Below are 17,609 nucleotides of genomic sequence, written 5' to 3' on the forward strand. Positions count from 1 at the left end.
GACCCTCTGCAGATCTACGGATCTGCGATCGGATCACGCTTCTTGCTCAGGCGGCGACTCCCGCTTCTCGCTCGAATCCTCCCTGTGCAGAGATTCCCTAGCAGGTCGCACGGTGGTCAGCCCTCGTCGTCCGGCGGGTCAACGACCGCCAGCAGTGAACCGGTCTCGACCAACCCGCCCTCTTCCACGTCGATCTGCTTGACCTCACCGTCGACCGGAGACTTGATCTCGTTCTCCATTTTCATGGCTTCGATCACGACCAGCCCCTGACCCTCTTCCACCTGTTGCCCGACTTCGACCAGGATCTTGATGATCTTTCCGGGCATCTGGGCGCGCAGTTCCTGTTTGCCGGTGACGTTGGCAGCGGATCCACCCAGCAACATCTTGCGACGCTCATCGACCACCTGGAAGTCGAAGGCCGAGGTACCGACGTGAACATCGAGACTTCCGTCTTCGCGTTCGTGAACACTACCCTCGTACTGGCGATCCTCGACCAGCACTGAATATGTGGTGTTGGCGGTCTTGTAGGCATCGAGGCGGACCGGCTCGGAATCGTCGACGGAGACCTCGAACAAGCTCCCGCCGATATCTTTGACTTCGACTTTGAAGACTTCTTTGCCGTGGGTGACTTCGTACTTCACGACTAGCTTCCCCGCATCTGACGAGCTCGGCCGAGCATCCGCCAGTTCGACCCGGACTGCTTGGCACCACCGGGCTGCTGTATTCGCGAGGCACTGTCTTGATCGCGACGACATGCGGCGATCGCAGCCAGCATGATGGCCAGTTGGAGTTCTTCTTCATCTGACGGAAGCTCCGAGCTGGCCGAGTCGAGAATTTCCGTTTCGATGAAACTCGTGTCGTAGTGGCCTTCCAGGAACTTGGGATTGTCCATGACCACGCGATGGAATGGAATCGAAGTCTTGATGCCCTTCACCACGAACTCGCGCAGAGCGCGCTTCATGCGAGAGATCGCCTCATCGCGATTTCTCCCCCAGCAGATCAGCTTGGCGACCATCGGGTCGTAGTGGACGGTCACTTCCGCACCGGGATAGACACCTGGGTCGTTGCGCACACCGGGTCCCCCGGGCGGACGGTACGCCAGCACCTCACCCGGAGACGGACGGAAATTCTGCTCCGGATCTTCGGCGTAGATGCGACATTCAATCGCCCAACCGTTGATGCCGACTTCCTCCTGACGGATGCCGATTTCCTGGCCTGCAGCAATCCGTATGCCCGTCTTCACGATGTCGATGTTCGTGATCATCTCGGTAACGGGATGTTCAACCTGCACGCGCGTGTTCATTTCGAGGAAATAGAAGTTGAACTTTGCATCTACCAGGAACTCGCATGTGCCGGCGCCCTCGTAGTTGACCGCCTTGGCCGCAGCGACCGCGGCCTGACCCATCTCCTCGCGTAGCGCCGGTGGCATGCGATTGGCCGGCGCTTCTTCGATCACCTTCTGGTGGCGACGCTGGATCGAGCACTCGCGTTCGAACAGATGCAGGGCGTTCCCGTGGCTGTCGCCCAGGATCTGGATCTCGATATGGCGTGGCTCTTCGACGAACTTCTCCACGTAGATCGAATCATCGCCGAACGACGCCCGCGCTTCGGAACGCGCGCGTTTGATCGAAGAAGCGAGTTCCGACTCCTCGCGTACCAGGCGCATGCCCTTTCCGCCGCCGCCCGCAGTCGCCTTGACCATGACGGGTAGCCCGATCTCACCGGCATAGGCGATGGCCTGCTCGTCGGAAAGCTTTTCGGTGGTGCCCGGAACGATCGGCACGCCGGCCGCCGCCATCTTCTGGCGCGAGATCACTTTGTCGCCCATCGACTCGATCGTTTCAGGACGCGGGCCGATGAAGATGATCCCCTCTTCCTTGCAACGGCGTGCGAAGGCGGCGTTTTCGGACATGAAGCCATAACCGGGATGGATCGCCTCGGCACCCGACTTCTTGGCGATCTCCATGACCTTGTCCATGTCGAGATAGCTCTGCGCTGCCGGAGCCGGTCCACATGGGTGGGCTTCGTCGGCAAAGCGCACGTGCAGAGCGTTGCGATCGGCATCGGAATACAGGGCGACGGAACGGATGCCCAGTTCGCGGCACGCGCGGATCACGCGGACCGCGATCTCACCGCGGTTCGCGATCAACACCTTCTTGAACGGGGGTGCGTCGCTCACAGGGGGATGTTCCCGTGCTTCTTCGGCGGGTTCGTATCCTGTTTGTCCTCTAGCATCGAAAGCGCGTCGATCACGCGCCAGCGAGTATCCTCTGGCTTGATCACCGCATCGATATAGCCCAGCGACGCCGCCTTGTAGGGATTCGAAAACTTCTCGATGTATCCCGCCTCGAGTTCCTTGCGTCTGGCTTCGGAATCGCTTGCATCGGCGATCTCGCGCTTGTGAATGACCGCCACGGCTCCGTCGGCACCCATCACGGCGAACTCGGAATGCGGATACGCGTAGTTGATATCACCCCGCAGATGCTTGGAACTCATCACGTCGTAGGCGCCACCGATCGCTTTGCGCGTGACCACGGTGACCTTCGGGACTGTCGCCTCGGCGAACGCGTACAAGAGCTTGGCACCGTGGCGGATGATGCCGCCCCATTCCTGGTTGGTTCCCGGCAGGAAGCCGGTCACGTCCACGAAAGTTACGATCGGGATGTTGAAGCAGTCGCAGAAACGCACGAAACGCGCAGCCTTTACGGATGCATCGATGTCGAGGCAGCCCGCCAGGAAGGCCGGCTGGTTCGCGACGACACCGACGGATCGACCACCGAAACGCGCAAATCCGGTCAGGATGTTTTTTGCGTAATGCGGTTGGATTTCCAGGAAAATCCCATCGTCGACCACCATCCCTATCAGCTCCGACATATCGTAAGGCTGATTTCCGACCACGGGCACTATGTTGTTCAGACGGGGATCCGAACGACGGGGATCGTCGTCGGTCGCCAGAAACGGTGGGTCCGATTGGTTGTTCTGCGGAATGAACGAGAGCAGTGCGCGGAGCATGCGAATGCACTCCTGCTCGTTCTCGACCGCCAGATGAGCCACACCGCTCTTACTGTTGTGGGTCATGGCACCGCCGAGCTCTTCGAGCGTCATCTCTTCACCGGTCACCTGCTTGATGACGTCGGGACCTGTGATGCCCATGCTACTGGTGCTTTTGACCATGACGATGAAGTCGGTGATCGCGGGCGAGTAGACCGCGCCACCCGCGCACGGTCCCATGATTGCCGAAAGCTGAGGAACGACGCCCGACGCGAGGACATTGCGCAGAAAGATGTCGCCGTAGCCGCCGAGCGATACGACTCCTTCCTGGATACGCGCGCCGCCCGAATCGTTGAGTCCGATGACCGGTGCCCCCACCTTCATGGCGTGGTCCATGATCTTGCAGACCTTCTCGGCAAACGGACCCGAAAGCGATCCTCCAAAGACCGTGAAGTCCTGCGAGAACACGAAGACGAGCCGGCCGTCGATACGGCCCGAGCCGGTCACGACTCCATCGCCCAGGATCTGACCGTCACCCAGTTCGAATTCCTTGGGTTCGTTGGTCACAAAGCGATCAAACTCCGTGAACGTGCCGGGATCGAGCAATAGGTCGACGCGCTCGCGGGCCGTCATCTTGCCCGAAGCGTGCTGGCGCTCGATGCGATCCTGGCCTCCGCCAAGTTCCGCCTGCGAGTTCAGCTCTTCGAGCTGCTTGAGCTTCTCCTCGATAGACAGGACTAGTACTCCTTCTGGGCCTGCAGGACGGTGATCGCCGTAAGATTTACGATGTCTTCGACGGTGGCACTCGGCTGCAGGGAATTCACTGGACTGCGCGTACCCATCAGGATCGGACCCACGACGCTCGCACCACCGACCGCGTCCATCAGACGTACTGCAATATGCGCTGAGTCGAGGTTCGGAAAGACGAGCACATTGGCCGCTTCCTGGATTTCGGAGAACGGAAAGCGCTTCGCGCGCTTTTCGGGATCCAATGCGATGTCTGCTTGCATCTCCCCGTCGATCTTCAGATCTGGCCAGCGTCCGCGCGCGATTTTCACCGCTTCTGCGAGCCGCTCGGTTCCGGCACCGCGCACGCTTCCATAGTTGGAAAACGACACGAGCGCCACGACCGGGTCGAAACCAAACCACTTCGCGGTCGAAGCGCCCAGTTCCGCGATCCCTGCGAGTTCCTCGGCATTCGGTTCAACATTCACCGAGGAGTCGGCGAAGAAAAGCGTGCGGTCCTTCTGGATCACCAGGTACACGCCCGCGGCGACCGGATGGCCTTCGGCCAGTCCGATGATCTCGAGTGCGGGGCGAACAGACTCCGGATACGACTTGGTCAGGCCCGCAACTAGGCCTTGAGCATCGCCCATGCGCACCATCATCACGCCGAAGTAACTACGACGCGCGAGTAAGCGCTCGGCATCGCGTTCGGTCACGCCCTTGCGGCGGCGCAGGTTTCCCAACTCGCGCTGGTAGTAGACCGAACGATCCGAAGTCCTGGGGTCGATGACGGAAACTCCGTCCAGATTGACGCCCAGTTGTGCTGCGCATCCCCGGACCTCGCGCTCGTTTCCCAGTAGGATCGGTTCGCAGAGTTCCTCCTGGCGCAAGATCTGGACGGCCCGCAGAACGCGCTCCTCATTCCCCTCCGGGAAGACGATCCGCTTGGGTCCGGCTTTGGCCTTGCGGATCACGCCGCGCATGACCATCCGAGTGCTGCCCAGGTACTTCTGCAGACTCTCCCGATACTCGTCCAGATCGATCTGGATGCGCGCAACGCCGGAATCCATCGCGGCCTTGGCCACGGCAGTCGACTCCCAGATCAGGACGCGCGAATCAAAGGGTTTGGGAATGATGTACTGCGGACCAAACTCGAAACGCTCGCCGGGATACGCGTGACGCACCTCGTCGGGGAGTCCGTGCTCGCCCTCTTTCGCGAGCGCCGCGAGTGCCTCCACCGCCGCCATCTTCATGTCCATGTTGATCGTTCGCGCGCGCACGTCGAGCGCACCGCGGAAGAGGAATGGAAAGCCCAGAACGTTGTTCACCTGGTTTGCATAGTCCGAGCGGCCGGTCGCCATGATCGCATCGTCGCGAACCTCGGCAACATCGTCCGGTGAAATCTCTGGATCGGGATTGGCCATGGCGAAGATGATCGGCTGATCTGCCATATCGCGGACCATGTCTTTGGTCACGAGACCGGCTGCGCTGACACCGACGAAAGCGTCGGCGCCCTTCATGCAATCCGCGAGCGTGCGACAGTCGGTCTCGACTGCAAAACGCTGTTTGTACTTGTTCATGCCTTCTTCGCGGCCCTTGTAGATGACTCCGCGACTATCGGTCATGAAGATGTTCTCGAGCTTCACGCCCAGGTGCACGTAAAGGGCGGCGCAGGCGATGCCCGCAGCACCGGCCCCTGCGAACACGACGATGGTGTCTTCGATCTTGCGATTCGTCAGCTCGAGTGCGTTCAGGAAGGCCGCTGCAGAGATGATCGCGGTGCCGTGCTGATCGTCGTGAAAGACCGGAATGTCCATCTCTTCGATCAGGCGTTCTTCGATCTCGAAACAATCGGGCGCCCGGATGTCTTCCAGGTTGATGCCTCCAAAAGTCGGCTCGAGGAGCTTGCACGTCTTGATGATCTCTTCGGGATCTTCGGTATCGAGTTCTATGTCGAAAACATCCACGCCCGCGAAGCGCTTGAACAGGACGCCCTTGCCCTCCATGACCGGCTTGCCCGCGAGTGCACCGATGTTACCGAGACCCAGAACCGCCGTACCATTACTGACGACGGCAACCAGATTTGCCTTGGACGTGTACAGGAAAGCATCGTCGGGTCGCTTGGCGATTTCGCGACACGGCTCGGCGACACCTGGGGAATACGCCAGTGAGAGATCCCGAGCCGTCAGGACGCTCTTGGTCGCAACGACTTCGATCTTTCCCGGGCGCCCCTCCTTGTGGTACTCGAGCGCCTGCTCCTTGGTAAAAACGGCCACTGGATCTCCTAGCTCGAACGCGAAGCGGCTCTTCCGGACAGACCGCCGTCCGGGGAAGAAGCCATTTGCGGCGGGGCGAGAGTATCAGAGCGCAGCACCGGAAGTCCCACGACCTCCACTGCACTCCAAAGAGGGTGTGCGTGCGTTGTCTAGCCGCGCTCCTTGACCTTTTCCCAGTCCGCGAGGAAGCGCTCGATACCGGAATCGGTGAGCTGGTGCTTCGTCAGGCCCTGGAGCACATCGAAGGGTATGGTGGCGATGTCGGCTCCGATCCGCGCCGAGTCGATCACGTGGCTGGGGTTGCGCACACTCGCCACGATGACCTCGGTGGAGATCTCGTAATTCGAGAACACCTGGACAATCTGCTCGATGAGATCCATGCCCACGCCGGGATGAACGTCGTCGAGTCGGCCGACGAAGGGAGAAACCATGCTGGCGCCGGCCTTTGCGGCCATCAGCGCCTGAATAGGCGTGAAAACCAGGGTGCAATTGGTGGGGATGTTCTGATCCGCAAGCAAGCGGATGGCCTTGAGGCCCTCTGTGGTCATGGGAATCTTGACCACGATATTGGATGCCACCTTGACCCACTCGAGGCCCTCTCGCACCATGCCCTCGGCTTCCAGGCTGATGACTTCGGCACTGATCGGGCCATCGCAGATCTTGGTGATCTCGCGAATGACTTCGCGCGGATCCCCCTCTTCCTTTGCGAGGAGGCTCGGGTTGGTTGTGACGCCATCGCAGAGGCCCTGGGCAGTCGCCTCGCGGATGTGCGGGATATGAGCCGTATCAAGGAAAAACTTCATCGCTGCCAGACCTCCGGATGCTCCGGTATGGGGTTTCCCGTATCCGGGGAGGCTTCCTCCGGTCGGGGTGCGGACAGTCTCTCAACCTGAAGGCTGTCGTCAAGCTCCCGGAGCAGCTGGAGGACGGTTTTGCGAGTCCCGGGGTCCTCTAGAGCGGGCGCTAGCTCGGATAGTGGCCTCAAAACGAATCCGCGCTGGCGAAATCGGGGGTGCGGAAGCTCCAGATCCGGCGTTTCAAAGACCCTGTCACCGAACAGAATGAGGTCGAGGTCGAGCACGCGGGGTCCCCAGCGGGGCTTTCGTGGACGATCGACCCGATCCGCGGGACGGCCTGCCTTTCGCTCGATCTCCTGGAGCCCGACCAGCAGGGAAACCGGCTCGAGCTCGGTCCGGAGTTCGGCGACGGCGTTCACGTACCAGGGCTGGTCCGCCGGACCCAGTGGTTCGGTTCGGTACAACGAAGAAGCCCGAACCCGGCCGAAAGTTCCAAGAGCGGCCAGCGCCCTGCGAACCTGCGCCTCCGGGTCGGCGAGATTCGAACCCACGCCGATGTAGGCGAGTTCGCTCAGCTGTCCGTCTCGCGTGATACCCCTTCTTCGGTTTCCTGGGTCAGGACGTCGAGCAGCAACAAGCCTACGCCGATCACTACGGCGCTATCGGCGACATTGAAGTCGGGGAAAATGAATATTCCAAAATCGAACTGCAGGAAGTCGATCACTTCCTGGCGAAAGATCCGATCGGTCAGATTGCCGAGCGCACCGGCGACGATCAGTCCCAGGGACAGAGCGGAGAGGCGATCGTCAGGGGCGACCTGGCGAAAAAACGACGCGATCAGCAGCAATGCGACGATCGTCAGCACGATGAACACACCGACGTGGACATCTTGAGCCAGCCCCAGTGCAGCGCCGGGATTGCGGGAATGCGTGATGCGGAAGAAACCCGTAATAACCGGGATCGGCTCCCAGGGCTGAACATTGGTGGAGACCAGGTATTTGGTCAGCTGATCGAGCGGCCAGACGGTCACCACCAGCAGAAGCAGGGTTTTCAGCTTCGGCGTCACCTGTGGGTTCCTATCACATGGTGGAGACCGCCACCAGATCTTGGACTGGCACCGGGTGGATCCAAGCGATCCGCGCGATGTCTCAGATCTTCCGCCTCCTCGATATTCCCGTTGGCTTCGGCGATGTCGGCCTTCACGCGCATCAGCCGAGCCCGCCAGGGCCGACCGTCCAGGCCTTCCAGCTCAAACAGGTGTTCGGCCTGTTCCAGGTCGCGCTGGGCTGCGCCGTACGCGCGCTCGGCCACGGAGATGCGCGCCATCAGGTAGTAGGCATAGGGATTGGATTGATCGACGCGCAGGGCGCGCGCCGCCGCTGCGCGGGCGCGCTGGATTTCTCCACCCCGCAACGCCGACTGGGCCTGGCGCACGAGATGAATCGAAGCGCGCCTCGGACCCTCGGCTTCAGCGATCTCTGCCTCTCCCAGGGAGTTCGGGCCGCGGGAAGCCTGAGGCACCGCGCACGACGCGAAGAACAAACAGGCGAGCAGGCAGAGGCGAACTCCAGCGGGTTTCACAGACGCTTCCTGAGCCACTCGAAGACGCGGTCGACCGGATTCGGGCCGCCGCCGCAGTAGTCGTCGGGAGCACTTCCAGCCAGAAATAGCTCCGCTTCGCCGGGGCAATTCAATCCAGCGCGCAGGCCGGTCTCGCGATTGATCTCGATCCGCTCGATACCGGGAGGTTCGAGAAACTCCGCACTTCCCTCTTTTCCGCGCGCCGCTTCCAGGACCCGCGCGAAGATGGGCAGAGCAGCCACGGATCCCGGCACGCCCAGGCTTTTCCCGTCGTCAAAACCGACCCATACGGCGATCACCAGGTCTGGCGTGAAGCCGATGAACCAGGCATCCCGGAAATCGCTGGAAGTGCCCGTCTTTCCGGCCAGGGGGCCCTTGAAGCCGAGTTGGCGCAGGCGGCGTCCGGTACCGCGTTCGACCGCGCCGTTGAGAGCGGATGTAACCAGATAGACCTCGGCCGGTTCAAACGCCTGTACGAAGTTCCGGTCCTGTCGTTCGAGTACCCGACCGTCGACGTGCACGATCTCCGTGTAACTGCGCAGTTCGGGAACCACACCGCCCGAGGCAAGTACGGAGTAGGCGCGTGCAGCTTCGAGTACCGTGATTTCGAACGCTCCCAGCGCGATGCTAGGCAAGGGGTCGAGCGGACTCTCGATACCCATGCGCCGGGCGGTCTCGATGACACGCTCGGGACCCACGGCGATACCCATTCGGGCGACCGGCACGTTCAGGGATTCCTCGATTGCGCGGCGCAGGCTCACGGGGCCGCGATACTCTCCGTCGTAGTTCTCGGGCGCCCACTCCCCGTTGGGCAGTTCGAGTACCAGGGGTTCGTCCTCGAGCGTCGATGCGAGTGTGAAGTGCGGAGGGCCTCCGTTGGCTGCCAGGCCCGCGAGCGCGACAATCGGTTTGAACACGCTTCCCGGCTGGCGATGCGCTTGCGTGGCGCGGTTGAATTGCGTGCTGGCGTAGTCGCGACCGCCGACCATCGCCAGGATGTCCCCGGTGCGCGGCGCAATCGCCACGACGGCCGCCTGCAGAGGAGAGTCCGGCCGTTCGAGTTCGGGAAACCCGGTTTCCAGAGAGCGCAGCCCATCTCTCACCGCGCGGTTCGCAGCGCGCTGCAGGCGCGCGTCCAGCGTCGTGTAGATCGACATGCCCTCACTGCGCAAGATCGCGTCTCCGTACACCCGAGCCAGGTCCTGGCGCAGGAATTCCACGAAGTAGGGGGAAGGGTTCGGAGACGAGGGAAAGTCATGCACACCCAGATCGAGCGCGATCGCGCTCTCATAGGTTTCCCGGGGAATCCTCTGGTTTTCGAACAACACACGCAGCACCAGGTTGCGACGCTTCAACGCCCGCTCGGGGTGCCTTTGAGGGGAGTAGCGATTGGGTCCCTTGATGATGCTCGCCAGCAGAGCGGCATCGGCCAAAGAGAGATCCCGCACGTTCTTCGCGAGGTAGTAGTGCGCGGCTTCCGCCATTCCGTGAACGGCAATCGAACCGCGTTGGCCCATGTAGATCTCGTTCAGGTAGGCCTCGAGGATTTCGCTCTTGTCGTGATTGCGCTCCAGCAGTAAAGCCATGGCCGCTTCGGTGAACTTGCGCGACAGGGTCTGTTCGCGTGTGAGATAGAAATTTTTCACCAGCTGCTGGGTAAGCGTGCTGCCGCCCTGCACGACGTGTCCCGCGCGCAGGTTCGCGAAAAGGGCTCCTGCGATGCGCCACAGGTGAAGTCCGTTGTGCTCGTAGAAGGCCGAGTCTTCGACTTCGATGATCGCTTCGATCAGGAGTGGTGAGATCTCGTCGAGTGCAACCACGCGCCGGTCCTCGCGCGCCTCGCCGCGCAACTGGGCGATCAGCTCGGGCTCGATCTCGACGGTCGCGTGCTCGCGGCCTTCGGAATCGAACATTGCCAGCACTCTCGCGCGATCGTCGAGTTGCAACAGGATGCGCCCCCCGGGGTCGGAGCGATGCGGGTATTCGAACGGCCGGCGATTGACCTCGATGCTCTCGGGGCCCACCACGTACTCACCCACGGAAGGCTGCGCGGATCCGGCAACGTGGTAGTTCATGCGCTCCAGGCGCTCGAGCAGGCCCACCCGTCCGACATCGACTTCGGGGTAGAGCAGGAGCGGGCCCGAGTAGATCTTGGACGGCAGCGCGAAGAGACGGCCCTGGAAGCGCGCTTCGACTCGTTCCTCGAGTTCCGCGGCCCAGTTTCGCAGCCAGAACGAGCCGGCGAGAACGGCGATCAGGGCGACGGCTCCCGCGATGGACAAGCGTTTCAACACGAGCAGAATCTAGCCCGCATTTCCCACCACGGTGCCAATACGGGCCAGCGCCCATTGCCCTCCCCAGACAGGCTCCCTTGCGACGGCGTTCCGGGGTGGGCATTCTCGGTGGAAGTGTCGGATTCCACTTCGAAACCAGCCTCCAAAACCTGGGGCGGCCGCTTCCAGAAAGCGAGCGATCCGCTCATGGAGCGGTTCTCGGCATCCGTGCATTTCGACGCCGAATTGTGGCGCCAGGACATCCGCGGCAGCGTCGCGCAGGCGGGCATGCTGGGTCGGCAGGGCATCATCTCGCGGGAAGAAGCCGAAACCCTGATCAAGGGACTGGAACAGATCCGCCTGGAACTCGAGGAGGGACGGCTCGAACTCGATCCCGCGCTGGAAGACATCCACACGAATCTGGAGCGACGCCTGACCGAGATCGTCGGCCCAGTCGCGGGCAAGCTGCACTCCGGTCGCAGCCGCAATGACCAGGTCGCCACCGATTTTGCACTCTGGATGCGGGAAAACGTGCTCGAGCTGCGCGGGGTTCTGGCCGATCTGCGCTCCGTACTCGTCGAACGCGCTAGCAACGAAATCGACATCGTCTTGCCGGGTTACACACATCTCCAGCGAGCACAGCCGGTGCGGCTCGCGCATCACTGGCTGGCGCACTTTGAAGCCCTGACCCGGGATGACGGTAGGCTGCGCGATGCCCGTGCGCGGATGAACCGATCTCCTCTGGGTTCGGGTGCGCTGGCCGGTAGCACCCTGCCCCTGGATCGCGAGGGAACCGCGGCGGAACTCGGCTTCGACGGTCCGGGACGCAACAGCCTCGACTCGATCGCGGCGCGAGACACCGCACTCGAACTGCTTTCCACGCTCGCCATCCTGATGATCCATCTCTCTCGCATCTGTGAAGAACTAGTGCTCTGGAACTCCTCGGAGTTCGGCTTCGTAGAAATGGACGATGCCTTTTCCACGGGTTCCAGCTTGATGCCGCAGAAGAAGAATCCCGATGCCGCCGAACTGGTGCGGGGGAAATCAGGCCGGGTGGTCGGCGATCTGGTGAGCTTGCTGGTCACCATGAAGGGACTGCCCATGTCCTACAACCGCGATCAGCAAGAAGACAAAGAACCGGTCTTCGACGCGGTTACGACAGCGCGTGATTGTCTGAAGATTCTGGCGGCGACGATGGAATCGATGCGCGTGAACCGCGAAACCATGGAACGGGCCGCCGCCGATCCGATGCTCCTGGCGACGGACCTGGCGGATTATCTGGTGGAAAAAGGCGTTCCCTTCCGCGAAGCCCATCATATCGTCGGCCAGATCGTGGTTCGCTCCACGGAAACCGGCACCCCTCTTTCCGAGTTGCGATCCGAAGCGTTGCAAGAGTTTCATCCTGCGCTCGACATGGATCCCGAGAATTTCTTCTCGGTCGGGCGTTCCCTCGACGCTCGCTCCGCCTTTGGCGGTCCCGCTCGGGAGCGAGTAGAGGCTGCAGTCGACGCGGCGCGAACCGAGATCGAGTTCGTGCGCTCTGAACTACGAGAGACGCGAAGTTGAGCGCGCGGGTCCGGTCCGGCTTTGCGGTCCTGCTGTTGCTGGCGCTTTCCGCCACTGGCTGCGGCCACTACGGTCCTCCGGTTCGAGCAGAAGGACATTCGGTCTCGACCCCCGCGGTCGAGCCTGCGGCAGAGACACTGGACCCGGATTGCAAAGACGAGGACAAGCCGTGAGTTCGGAACGGAAGATCCCGTTCGCGAAGATGCACGGCGCGGGCAATGACTTCGTCGTGATCAATTGTCTGGCCGGAGATCCGGTCGATGACTGGGAGACTTTTGCCCAACGCGTACTCGATCGACGCTTCGGTGTGGGCGGAGACCAGCTTCTGCTCGTACAGCCCTCTGACCGGGCCGATGCGTTCATGGGAATCCGCAACGCCGACGGAAGTGTGGCCGAAATGTGCGCCAACGGAATTCGCGCGTTCTTCAAGTACCTGCGCGACCGGAAGCTGATCGAGACCGATCGAGCGACGGTCGAAACCCTGGCGGGTGTGGTCACGCCGCGTTGGCTCGGCAATGACCTGATCGAGGTAGAGATGACCCCGCCGATCCTCGACCCGGCGCGGATTCCCACGACACTCGGGGGAGGAAATCCACTGGTCGACGTGCCGCTCGAGGTCGACGGTCAGACCCTGCGCGTTACTCCGGTTTCCATGGGCAATCCGCATTGCGTGGTGTTCGTCGACGATCCTGAGAAGGCTGCGGTCGAGTCCTTGGGACCCAAACTGGAAAATCACTCGGCATTTCCACAGCGCACGAACGTGGAGTTCGTGGCGGTGCGCTCCCGCGACGAACTCGAACAACGCACCTGGGAGCGCGGCGCGGGTGAAACTCTCGCCTGTGGCAGCGGCGCGTGCGCGACCTGCGTGGCTGGCGTACTTTCCGGACGTACGGCACGCGATGTGAAGATTCGACTGCGTGGCGGAGAGCTTCGCCTGCACTGGCCCGAAAACGATGGTCCCGTCTGGCTTACCGGCCCAGCGGCCCATGTTTTCGACGGGGAGTGGACACTCTGATGCGACTCGAAGGCACTTTCACGGCACTGATCACGCCCTTCCGCGGCGACGGTAGCATCGACCTCGACGAGCTGAGCACCCTGGTCGAATGGCAGATCGAATCCGGCATCGACGGTCTCGTGCCCTGCGGGAGTACCGGCGAATCCGCGACGCTTACTCCGGCCGAGCACGTCCAGGTAGTTCGGCACGTCATCCAGGTGGCAAACGGACGCGTGCCTGTGATTGCGGGAACCGGTTCGAACAACACCCGCGAAGCAGTGGAGTTCACGGCGGAAGCCAAAGCGGCCGGTGCCAATGCAGCACTTCTGATCTCGCCGTACTACAACAAACCGCCGCAGGACGGCATCTACCGGCACTATCGAACGATTGCAGAAGAAACCGGCATTCCGCTGATCGTCTACAACATTCCGGGCCGCACGAGTTCGCGCATTTCTCCAGAGACGCTCGGTCGTCTGTCGCGAGTAGACGGGATCATCGGCCTGAAGGAATCTGGGGGCGATCTGGTACTGGCCGCGGAAGCCGTTGCGCGAGCAGATGCGGATTTCTCGATCGTCTCGGGAGACGACGCGCTGACGCTTCCGCTGCTCTCCATCGGCGGCAAAGGGGTCATCAGCGTGGCGAGCAATATCGCACCGATAGAGATGGCGCAGATTACAACAGCGTTTCTCGCCAACGATCCGGTCGCCGCGCGCGATGCACACTACCGTCTACTTCCGGTCATCCAAGCGTTGTTCATCGAGTCGAACCCGATTCCCGTCAAAGCCGCTCTGCAGATTCTCGGTCGGATCGCGCATGCAACCGTGCGTCTACCGCTGACCGAGATGCAGAAAGAGCATCGCGATCAGCTCGAGGCTGTGCTCGACGGGATTCCGCGGGCATGACCCGCGTACTGGTTATCGGTGCAGGCGGACATATGGGTCGCCACGTATTGCGGGCCGTGGAGTCGACTAGCGGATTGAGCGTAGCCAGCGCGCTAGATACTGCGTCGCACCCGGACATCGGGACCGAAGTTTCGCCCGGCATCAAGCTGAGCGGCGACTTGAACGAATCACTGCAGTCCGCCCAGGTCGCGATCGACTTCTCGACACCCGAGGGAACGATGGCCTTGCTCGAGGCGGCGGTACCGCGCGTCATGCCCCTGGTAATCGCAACCACCGGATTTGGCGAAACCGACCTGGCGCGAATCGAAGCTGCGGCTCGAGAGACCGCCGTCGTCCACGCGGCCAACTACTCCGTCGGTATCACGATGCTGCTCGATCTGGTGGCCGAAGCGGCGCGCAAACTCGATTCATACGAAATCGACGTGCTCGAAATGCACCACGACCGCAAGGTAGATGCGCCCAGCGGAACCGCGCTCGCCCTGGCGAACACCGCTGCGAAAGCGCGCGGGCAGGACCTGGTCGCGGTCTACCACAGGGAAGGCATTACGGGCCCGCGCGAGCCCGGTGTGATCGGCATGCAGACTCTCCGGCTCGGCGACAGCGTCGGTGAACACACCGTATACCTGGCCGGTCCGGGCGAACGCCTGGAGCTCACGCATCGCGCTCTCTCACGCGAGAACTTCGCGAGCGGGGCTGCGCGCGCGGCGCACTGGGTTTCAACCCAGCCGCCGGGCCTGTACACGATGAAGGACGTCCTCGGAGACAGCTCCTAGGGAATCTCTGCACAGGGAGGATTCGAGCGAGAGGCGGGAGTCGCCGCCTGAGCAAGAAGCGTGATCCGATCGCAGATCCGTAGATCTGCAGAGGGTCGCGCGACGCAGCGCAGGCGGATGCATCGCGCTGCGCAGCCGCAGCCTCCCTGTGCAGAGGTTCCCTAACCCTGATCCGTGCTGCGGGAGCGAACGGCCTGGAGGGTCCAATATCGGAAAGGTCTAGACAGTTTAGGCCTTTCCGGCATAGGACACTCCGAGTGAAGAATATCTGTGTATTTGCGTTCCAGCTGTAATTCGAGGCGCCGATACCCTACACATCGCAACTTCTGGGTTTTCCGGCCACATGGCCAGAGTGCTCCTGTATGGCATTGCGAACGAAGGGACTGAAATTGCTCCGCTCCAGCACTCACCGCACTACAACACTACGCATGAAGCTCATTGTGACGCTGCTCCTTTTCAGCCTACTTCCGGCCAGCTCGATCGTCGTGATGATGTTTGCGCTCGACAACACGACCGAACAGATAGGGAGCCTGATCCGCAACTCCACAGCAGACATGGTGGACAAGATCGAGCGCAATCTGTTCGAGCGCTACGGAGACGTTCAAGCTTTTGCCCTCAACAAGGTGGTCCATGACCGCGCTAGCTGGTACGAGACCGCCGAGCAGAAGAACCCGATTACAGATGCAATGAACGCATATGTGAAGGGATACGATATCTACCTGTTGATGCTCCTCACCGATCTAGATGGTCGTGTCATCGCGGTGAACTCACGCGACGCGAGCGGTGCACCAGTCGACACACGGTGGCTCTACAAAAAGAACTACGCTGGCGAGGGCTGGTTCAAGGATTCTCTAGCCGGTCGTTTTACAGAGGGCGAAGGCGTCACGGGTACGGTCGTCCGCGATGTCGAGCGAAACAGCGATGTAGCCAGGGCTTACCAAGACGACACCTTGCTGGCCGTCAGCTACTCCGCCCCTGTTCGAGATGAGTCCGGCAAGGTCATAGCCATCTGGCACAACTTGGCAGACTTCAGACTCGTCGAGCAGATCATAGCCTCGAGCTACGACAGCTTCGCTGGCTCACTCAATATCCCGAACATCGAGATCACCTTACTCGATCGAAGCGGCACATTCCTTGTCGACTACGACCCCTACAGGACTGGCGAGAAGGAGATCGTTCACGACTTCGACGTTCTCTTGAGAAAGAATCTCGCCGAGTTGGATGTCGAGATTGCAAAGTCTGCTGTCGAAGGAGGGTCCGGGTACTTGATCAGCACGCACGCACGCAAGCAAATCGAACAACTCGGTGGGTTCGTCCATTCTTCGGGAGCACTGGGTTATCCAGGCCTCGGATGGTCTGCCCTTGTTCGCGTCGCGACAAGCGATCTGGCTTCGGGAGTCAAGCTGGTACAAGGTCCAGCTCTGATGCTCCTCGCAGCTACGGCATTGGGGGGAATCATGTTCTCCATTCTATTCGCTCGCAGCCTCACACGGCCCGTAAACGAGATGCTCTCTTCCATCAAGAGTGCCGCCCATGGCGATTTGACGCGCACTCCCGCGGTAACTTCGGGTGACGAGATTGGCCAAATGGCGAGGGAATTCGGCGTGCTGCTCGATTCATTGAGGGAGAGCATCGGCTCCATCAAGGCGCGGGGTGAGGAACTGAGCAGCTCAGCTTCTTCACTCACGATGGTTGCTGGCTCGCTGGCGAGCAGTAGCGGACAGATGAACGAGCAGGCCGGTAGTGTGTCGGAGACGACCGGAGAACTCTCCCAGAACCTTGCGACTGTGGCCAGCGCTGTTGAAGAGTCTTCGAGCAACATCCGAAACGTCGCTGTAGTGGTCGAGGAAATATCGACGAACATGGGGCAGGTGTCGGCAAGTTCGCAGTCCATGGCGCGCGACGTGCAGTCGGTGTCCAAGTCGGTCGAGGAAATGGCGACATCTCTGGGAAAGGTCTCGGAAGATTCCGAGCAAGCCGCGGTAATCACATCGCAGGCATCCGGTTCAGCAAGTGAGGCGAGCCGCTCGATGAAGTCTCTGACGGAGGCTGCAAACGACATCGGGAAGGTCGTGGGCGCAATCAACGACATCGCAGAACAGACGAACCTGCTGGCACTCAACGCAACCATCGAAGCAGCATCGGCAGGCGATGCCGGGCGAGGCTTCGCCGTCGTCGCGAGTGAGGTCAAGGAACTTGCACGGCAGACATCCGTCGCAACTGGCGAGATCCGAGGGAAGATTGAAGCCATCCAGGAGAGCACCCGCGAAGCGGAGACGAAGATCACCGGTATTGTGGAAGTCTCCAACGAGGTCAACCTGATTTCTCAACGAATCGCGCAATCGATCGAGCAGCAACGCGAGATGGCTGGAGAAATCTCGGAGTCTGTGGCCTCGGCAGCGCAGAGTGCACAACTCGTTGACGGATCGGTCGCAGAGACTCTGGCTGGTGTAACCGCGGCGTCCAAGAATGCTGACGAACTCGCGATTGGCTCAAACGAAATCGCACGAACGACTGCAGAAGCTTCGAACGGGGTGGCTGACGTTTCCGGGAGCATCGCGGACGTGGCCTCCGCGATACGTAACGTCACGGGCGGGGCCGAGTCGGTCGATACGTCTGCGAGCGAGCTAGCTAGCGTGGCGCAGCAACTCGACGACCTGGTGTCTCGCTATTCCGTCTAGCCGCAAGAGACACTCTGTGCCAGAAATGGATGCCCAGCTGCACCCAAGA

15 protein-coding genes are annotated in these 17,609 nt (G+C 61.4%); 6 read left to right on the forward strand and 9 right to left on the reverse strand.

Annotation, left to right across the window (positions count from 1 at the left end):
- Nucleotides 1-116: 116 nt before the first annotated feature.
- From GY725_02295 to GY725_02335, 9 genes are all read right to left on the reverse strand, one after another.
- On the reverse strand, nt 117-641 hold the full coding sequence (locus GY725_02295; protein MCP4003005.1) for a biotin/lipoyl-binding protein: 525 nt from the start codon (nt 639-641) through the stop codon (nt 117-119).
- 2 nt (nt 642-643) lie between these two features.
- Nucleotides 644-2,179, reverse strand: a complete 1,536-nt coding sequence (gene accC / locus GY725_02300; GenBank protein MCP4003006.1) for an acetyl-CoA carboxylase biotin carboxylase subunit — start codon at nt 2,177-2,179, stop codon at nt 644-646.
- Entirely contained in the window at nt 2,176-3,720 is a 1,545-nt protein-coding gene (locus tag GY725_02305; protein MCP4003007.1) for an acyl-CoA carboxylase subunit beta, read from the reverse strand. Before GY725_02305 ends, accC begins: the two co-directional genes overlap by 4 nt.
- Nucleotides 3,721-3,728: 8 nt before the next feature.
- On the reverse strand, nt 3,729-5,993 hold the full coding sequence (locus tag GY725_02310; protein ID MCP4003008.1) for an NADP-dependent malic enzyme: 2,265 nt from the start codon (nt 5,991-5,993) through the stop codon (nt 3,729-3,731).
- Nucleotides 5,994-6,142: 149 nt separating this feature from the next.
- A complete protein-coding gene (gene fsa / locus GY725_02315; protein ID MCP4003009.1) occupies nt 6,143-6,796 on the reverse strand; it encodes a fructose-6-phosphate aldolase in 654 nt (217 codons plus the stop codon).
- Nucleotides 6,793-7,365, reverse strand: a complete 573-nt coding sequence (gene folK / locus GY725_02320) for a 2-amino-4-hydroxy-6-hydroxymethyldihydropteridine diphosphokinase (protein ID MCP4003010.1) — start codon at nt 7,363-7,365, stop codon at nt 6,793-6,795. The genes fsa and folK overlap by 4 nt, the downstream gene beginning before the upstream one ends.
- Entirely contained in the window at nt 7,362-7,856 is a 495-nt protein-coding gene (lspA, locus tag GY725_02325) for a signal peptidase II (protein MCP4003011.1), read from the reverse strand. The genes folK and lspA overlap by 4 nt, the downstream gene beginning before the upstream one ends.
- Complete coding sequence (locus GY725_02330; GenBank protein MCP4003012.1) at nt 7,853-8,371, reverse strand: hypothetical protein; 519 nt, start codon at nt 8,369-8,371, stop codon at nt 7,853-7,855. The genes lspA and GY725_02330 overlap by 4 nt, the downstream gene beginning before the upstream one ends.
- A complete protein-coding gene (locus GY725_02335) occupies nt 8,368-10,665 on the reverse strand; it encodes a PBP1A family penicillin-binding protein (protein MCP4003013.1) in 2,298 nt (765 codons plus the stop codon). Before GY725_02335 ends, GY725_02330 begins: the two co-directional genes overlap by 4 nt.
- Nucleotides 10,666-10,851: 186 nt before the next feature.
- Between GY725_02335 and argH the strand changes: the two genes are divergently transcribed.
- The 6 genes from argH (at nt 10,852) to GY725_02365 (ending at nt 17,560) form a co-directional block, all read left to right on the forward strand.
- Nucleotides 10,852-12,210: an argininosuccinate lyase gene (argH, locus tag GY725_02340; protein MCP4003014.1), complete on the forward strand. Its 1,359-nt coding sequence runs from the start codon at nt 10,852-10,854 to the stop codon at nt 12,208-12,210.
- Entirely contained in the window at nt 12,207-12,383 is a 177-nt protein-coding gene (locus GY725_02345) for a hypothetical protein (protein ID MCP4003015.1), read from the forward strand. The genes argH and GY725_02345 overlap by 4 nt, the downstream gene beginning before the upstream one ends.
- Nucleotides 12,384-12,397: 14 nt before the next feature.
- Nucleotides 12,398-13,225, forward strand: coding sequence for a diaminopimelate epimerase (locus GY725_02350; protein ID MCP4003016.1), 828 nt, complete (start codon nt 12,398-12,400; stop codon nt 13,223-13,225).
- Nucleotides 13,225-14,106 (forward strand): 4-hydroxy-tetrahydrodipicolinate synthase, encoded by an 882-nt coding sequence (locus GY725_02355; protein MCP4003017.1) that lies wholly within the window; start codon nt 13,225-13,227, stop codon nt 14,104-14,106. The genes GY725_02350 and GY725_02355 overlap by 1 nt, the downstream gene beginning before the upstream one ends.
- Complete coding sequence (locus tag GY725_02360) at nt 14,103-14,879, forward strand: 4-hydroxy-tetrahydrodipicolinate reductase (protein MCP4003018.1); 777 nt, start codon at nt 14,103-14,105, stop codon at nt 14,877-14,879. Before GY725_02355 ends, GY725_02360 begins: the two co-directional genes overlap by 4 nt.
- 428 nt (nt 14,880-15,307) lie before the next feature.
- The gene (locus GY725_02365) at nt 15,308-17,560 is read left to right on the forward strand and encodes a methyl-accepting chemotaxis protein (GenBank protein MCP4003019.1); all 2,253 of its coding nucleotides are present in this window, start codon (nt 15,308-15,310) and stop codon (nt 17,558-17,560) included.
- Nucleotides 17,561-17,609 lie beyond the last annotated feature (49 nt).

The sequence above is a fragment of the bacterium genome (assembly GCA_024226335.1).
In the GTDB taxonomy this organism is placed as follows: Bacteria; Myxococcota_A; UBA9160; order SZUA-336; family SZUA-336; genus JAAELY01.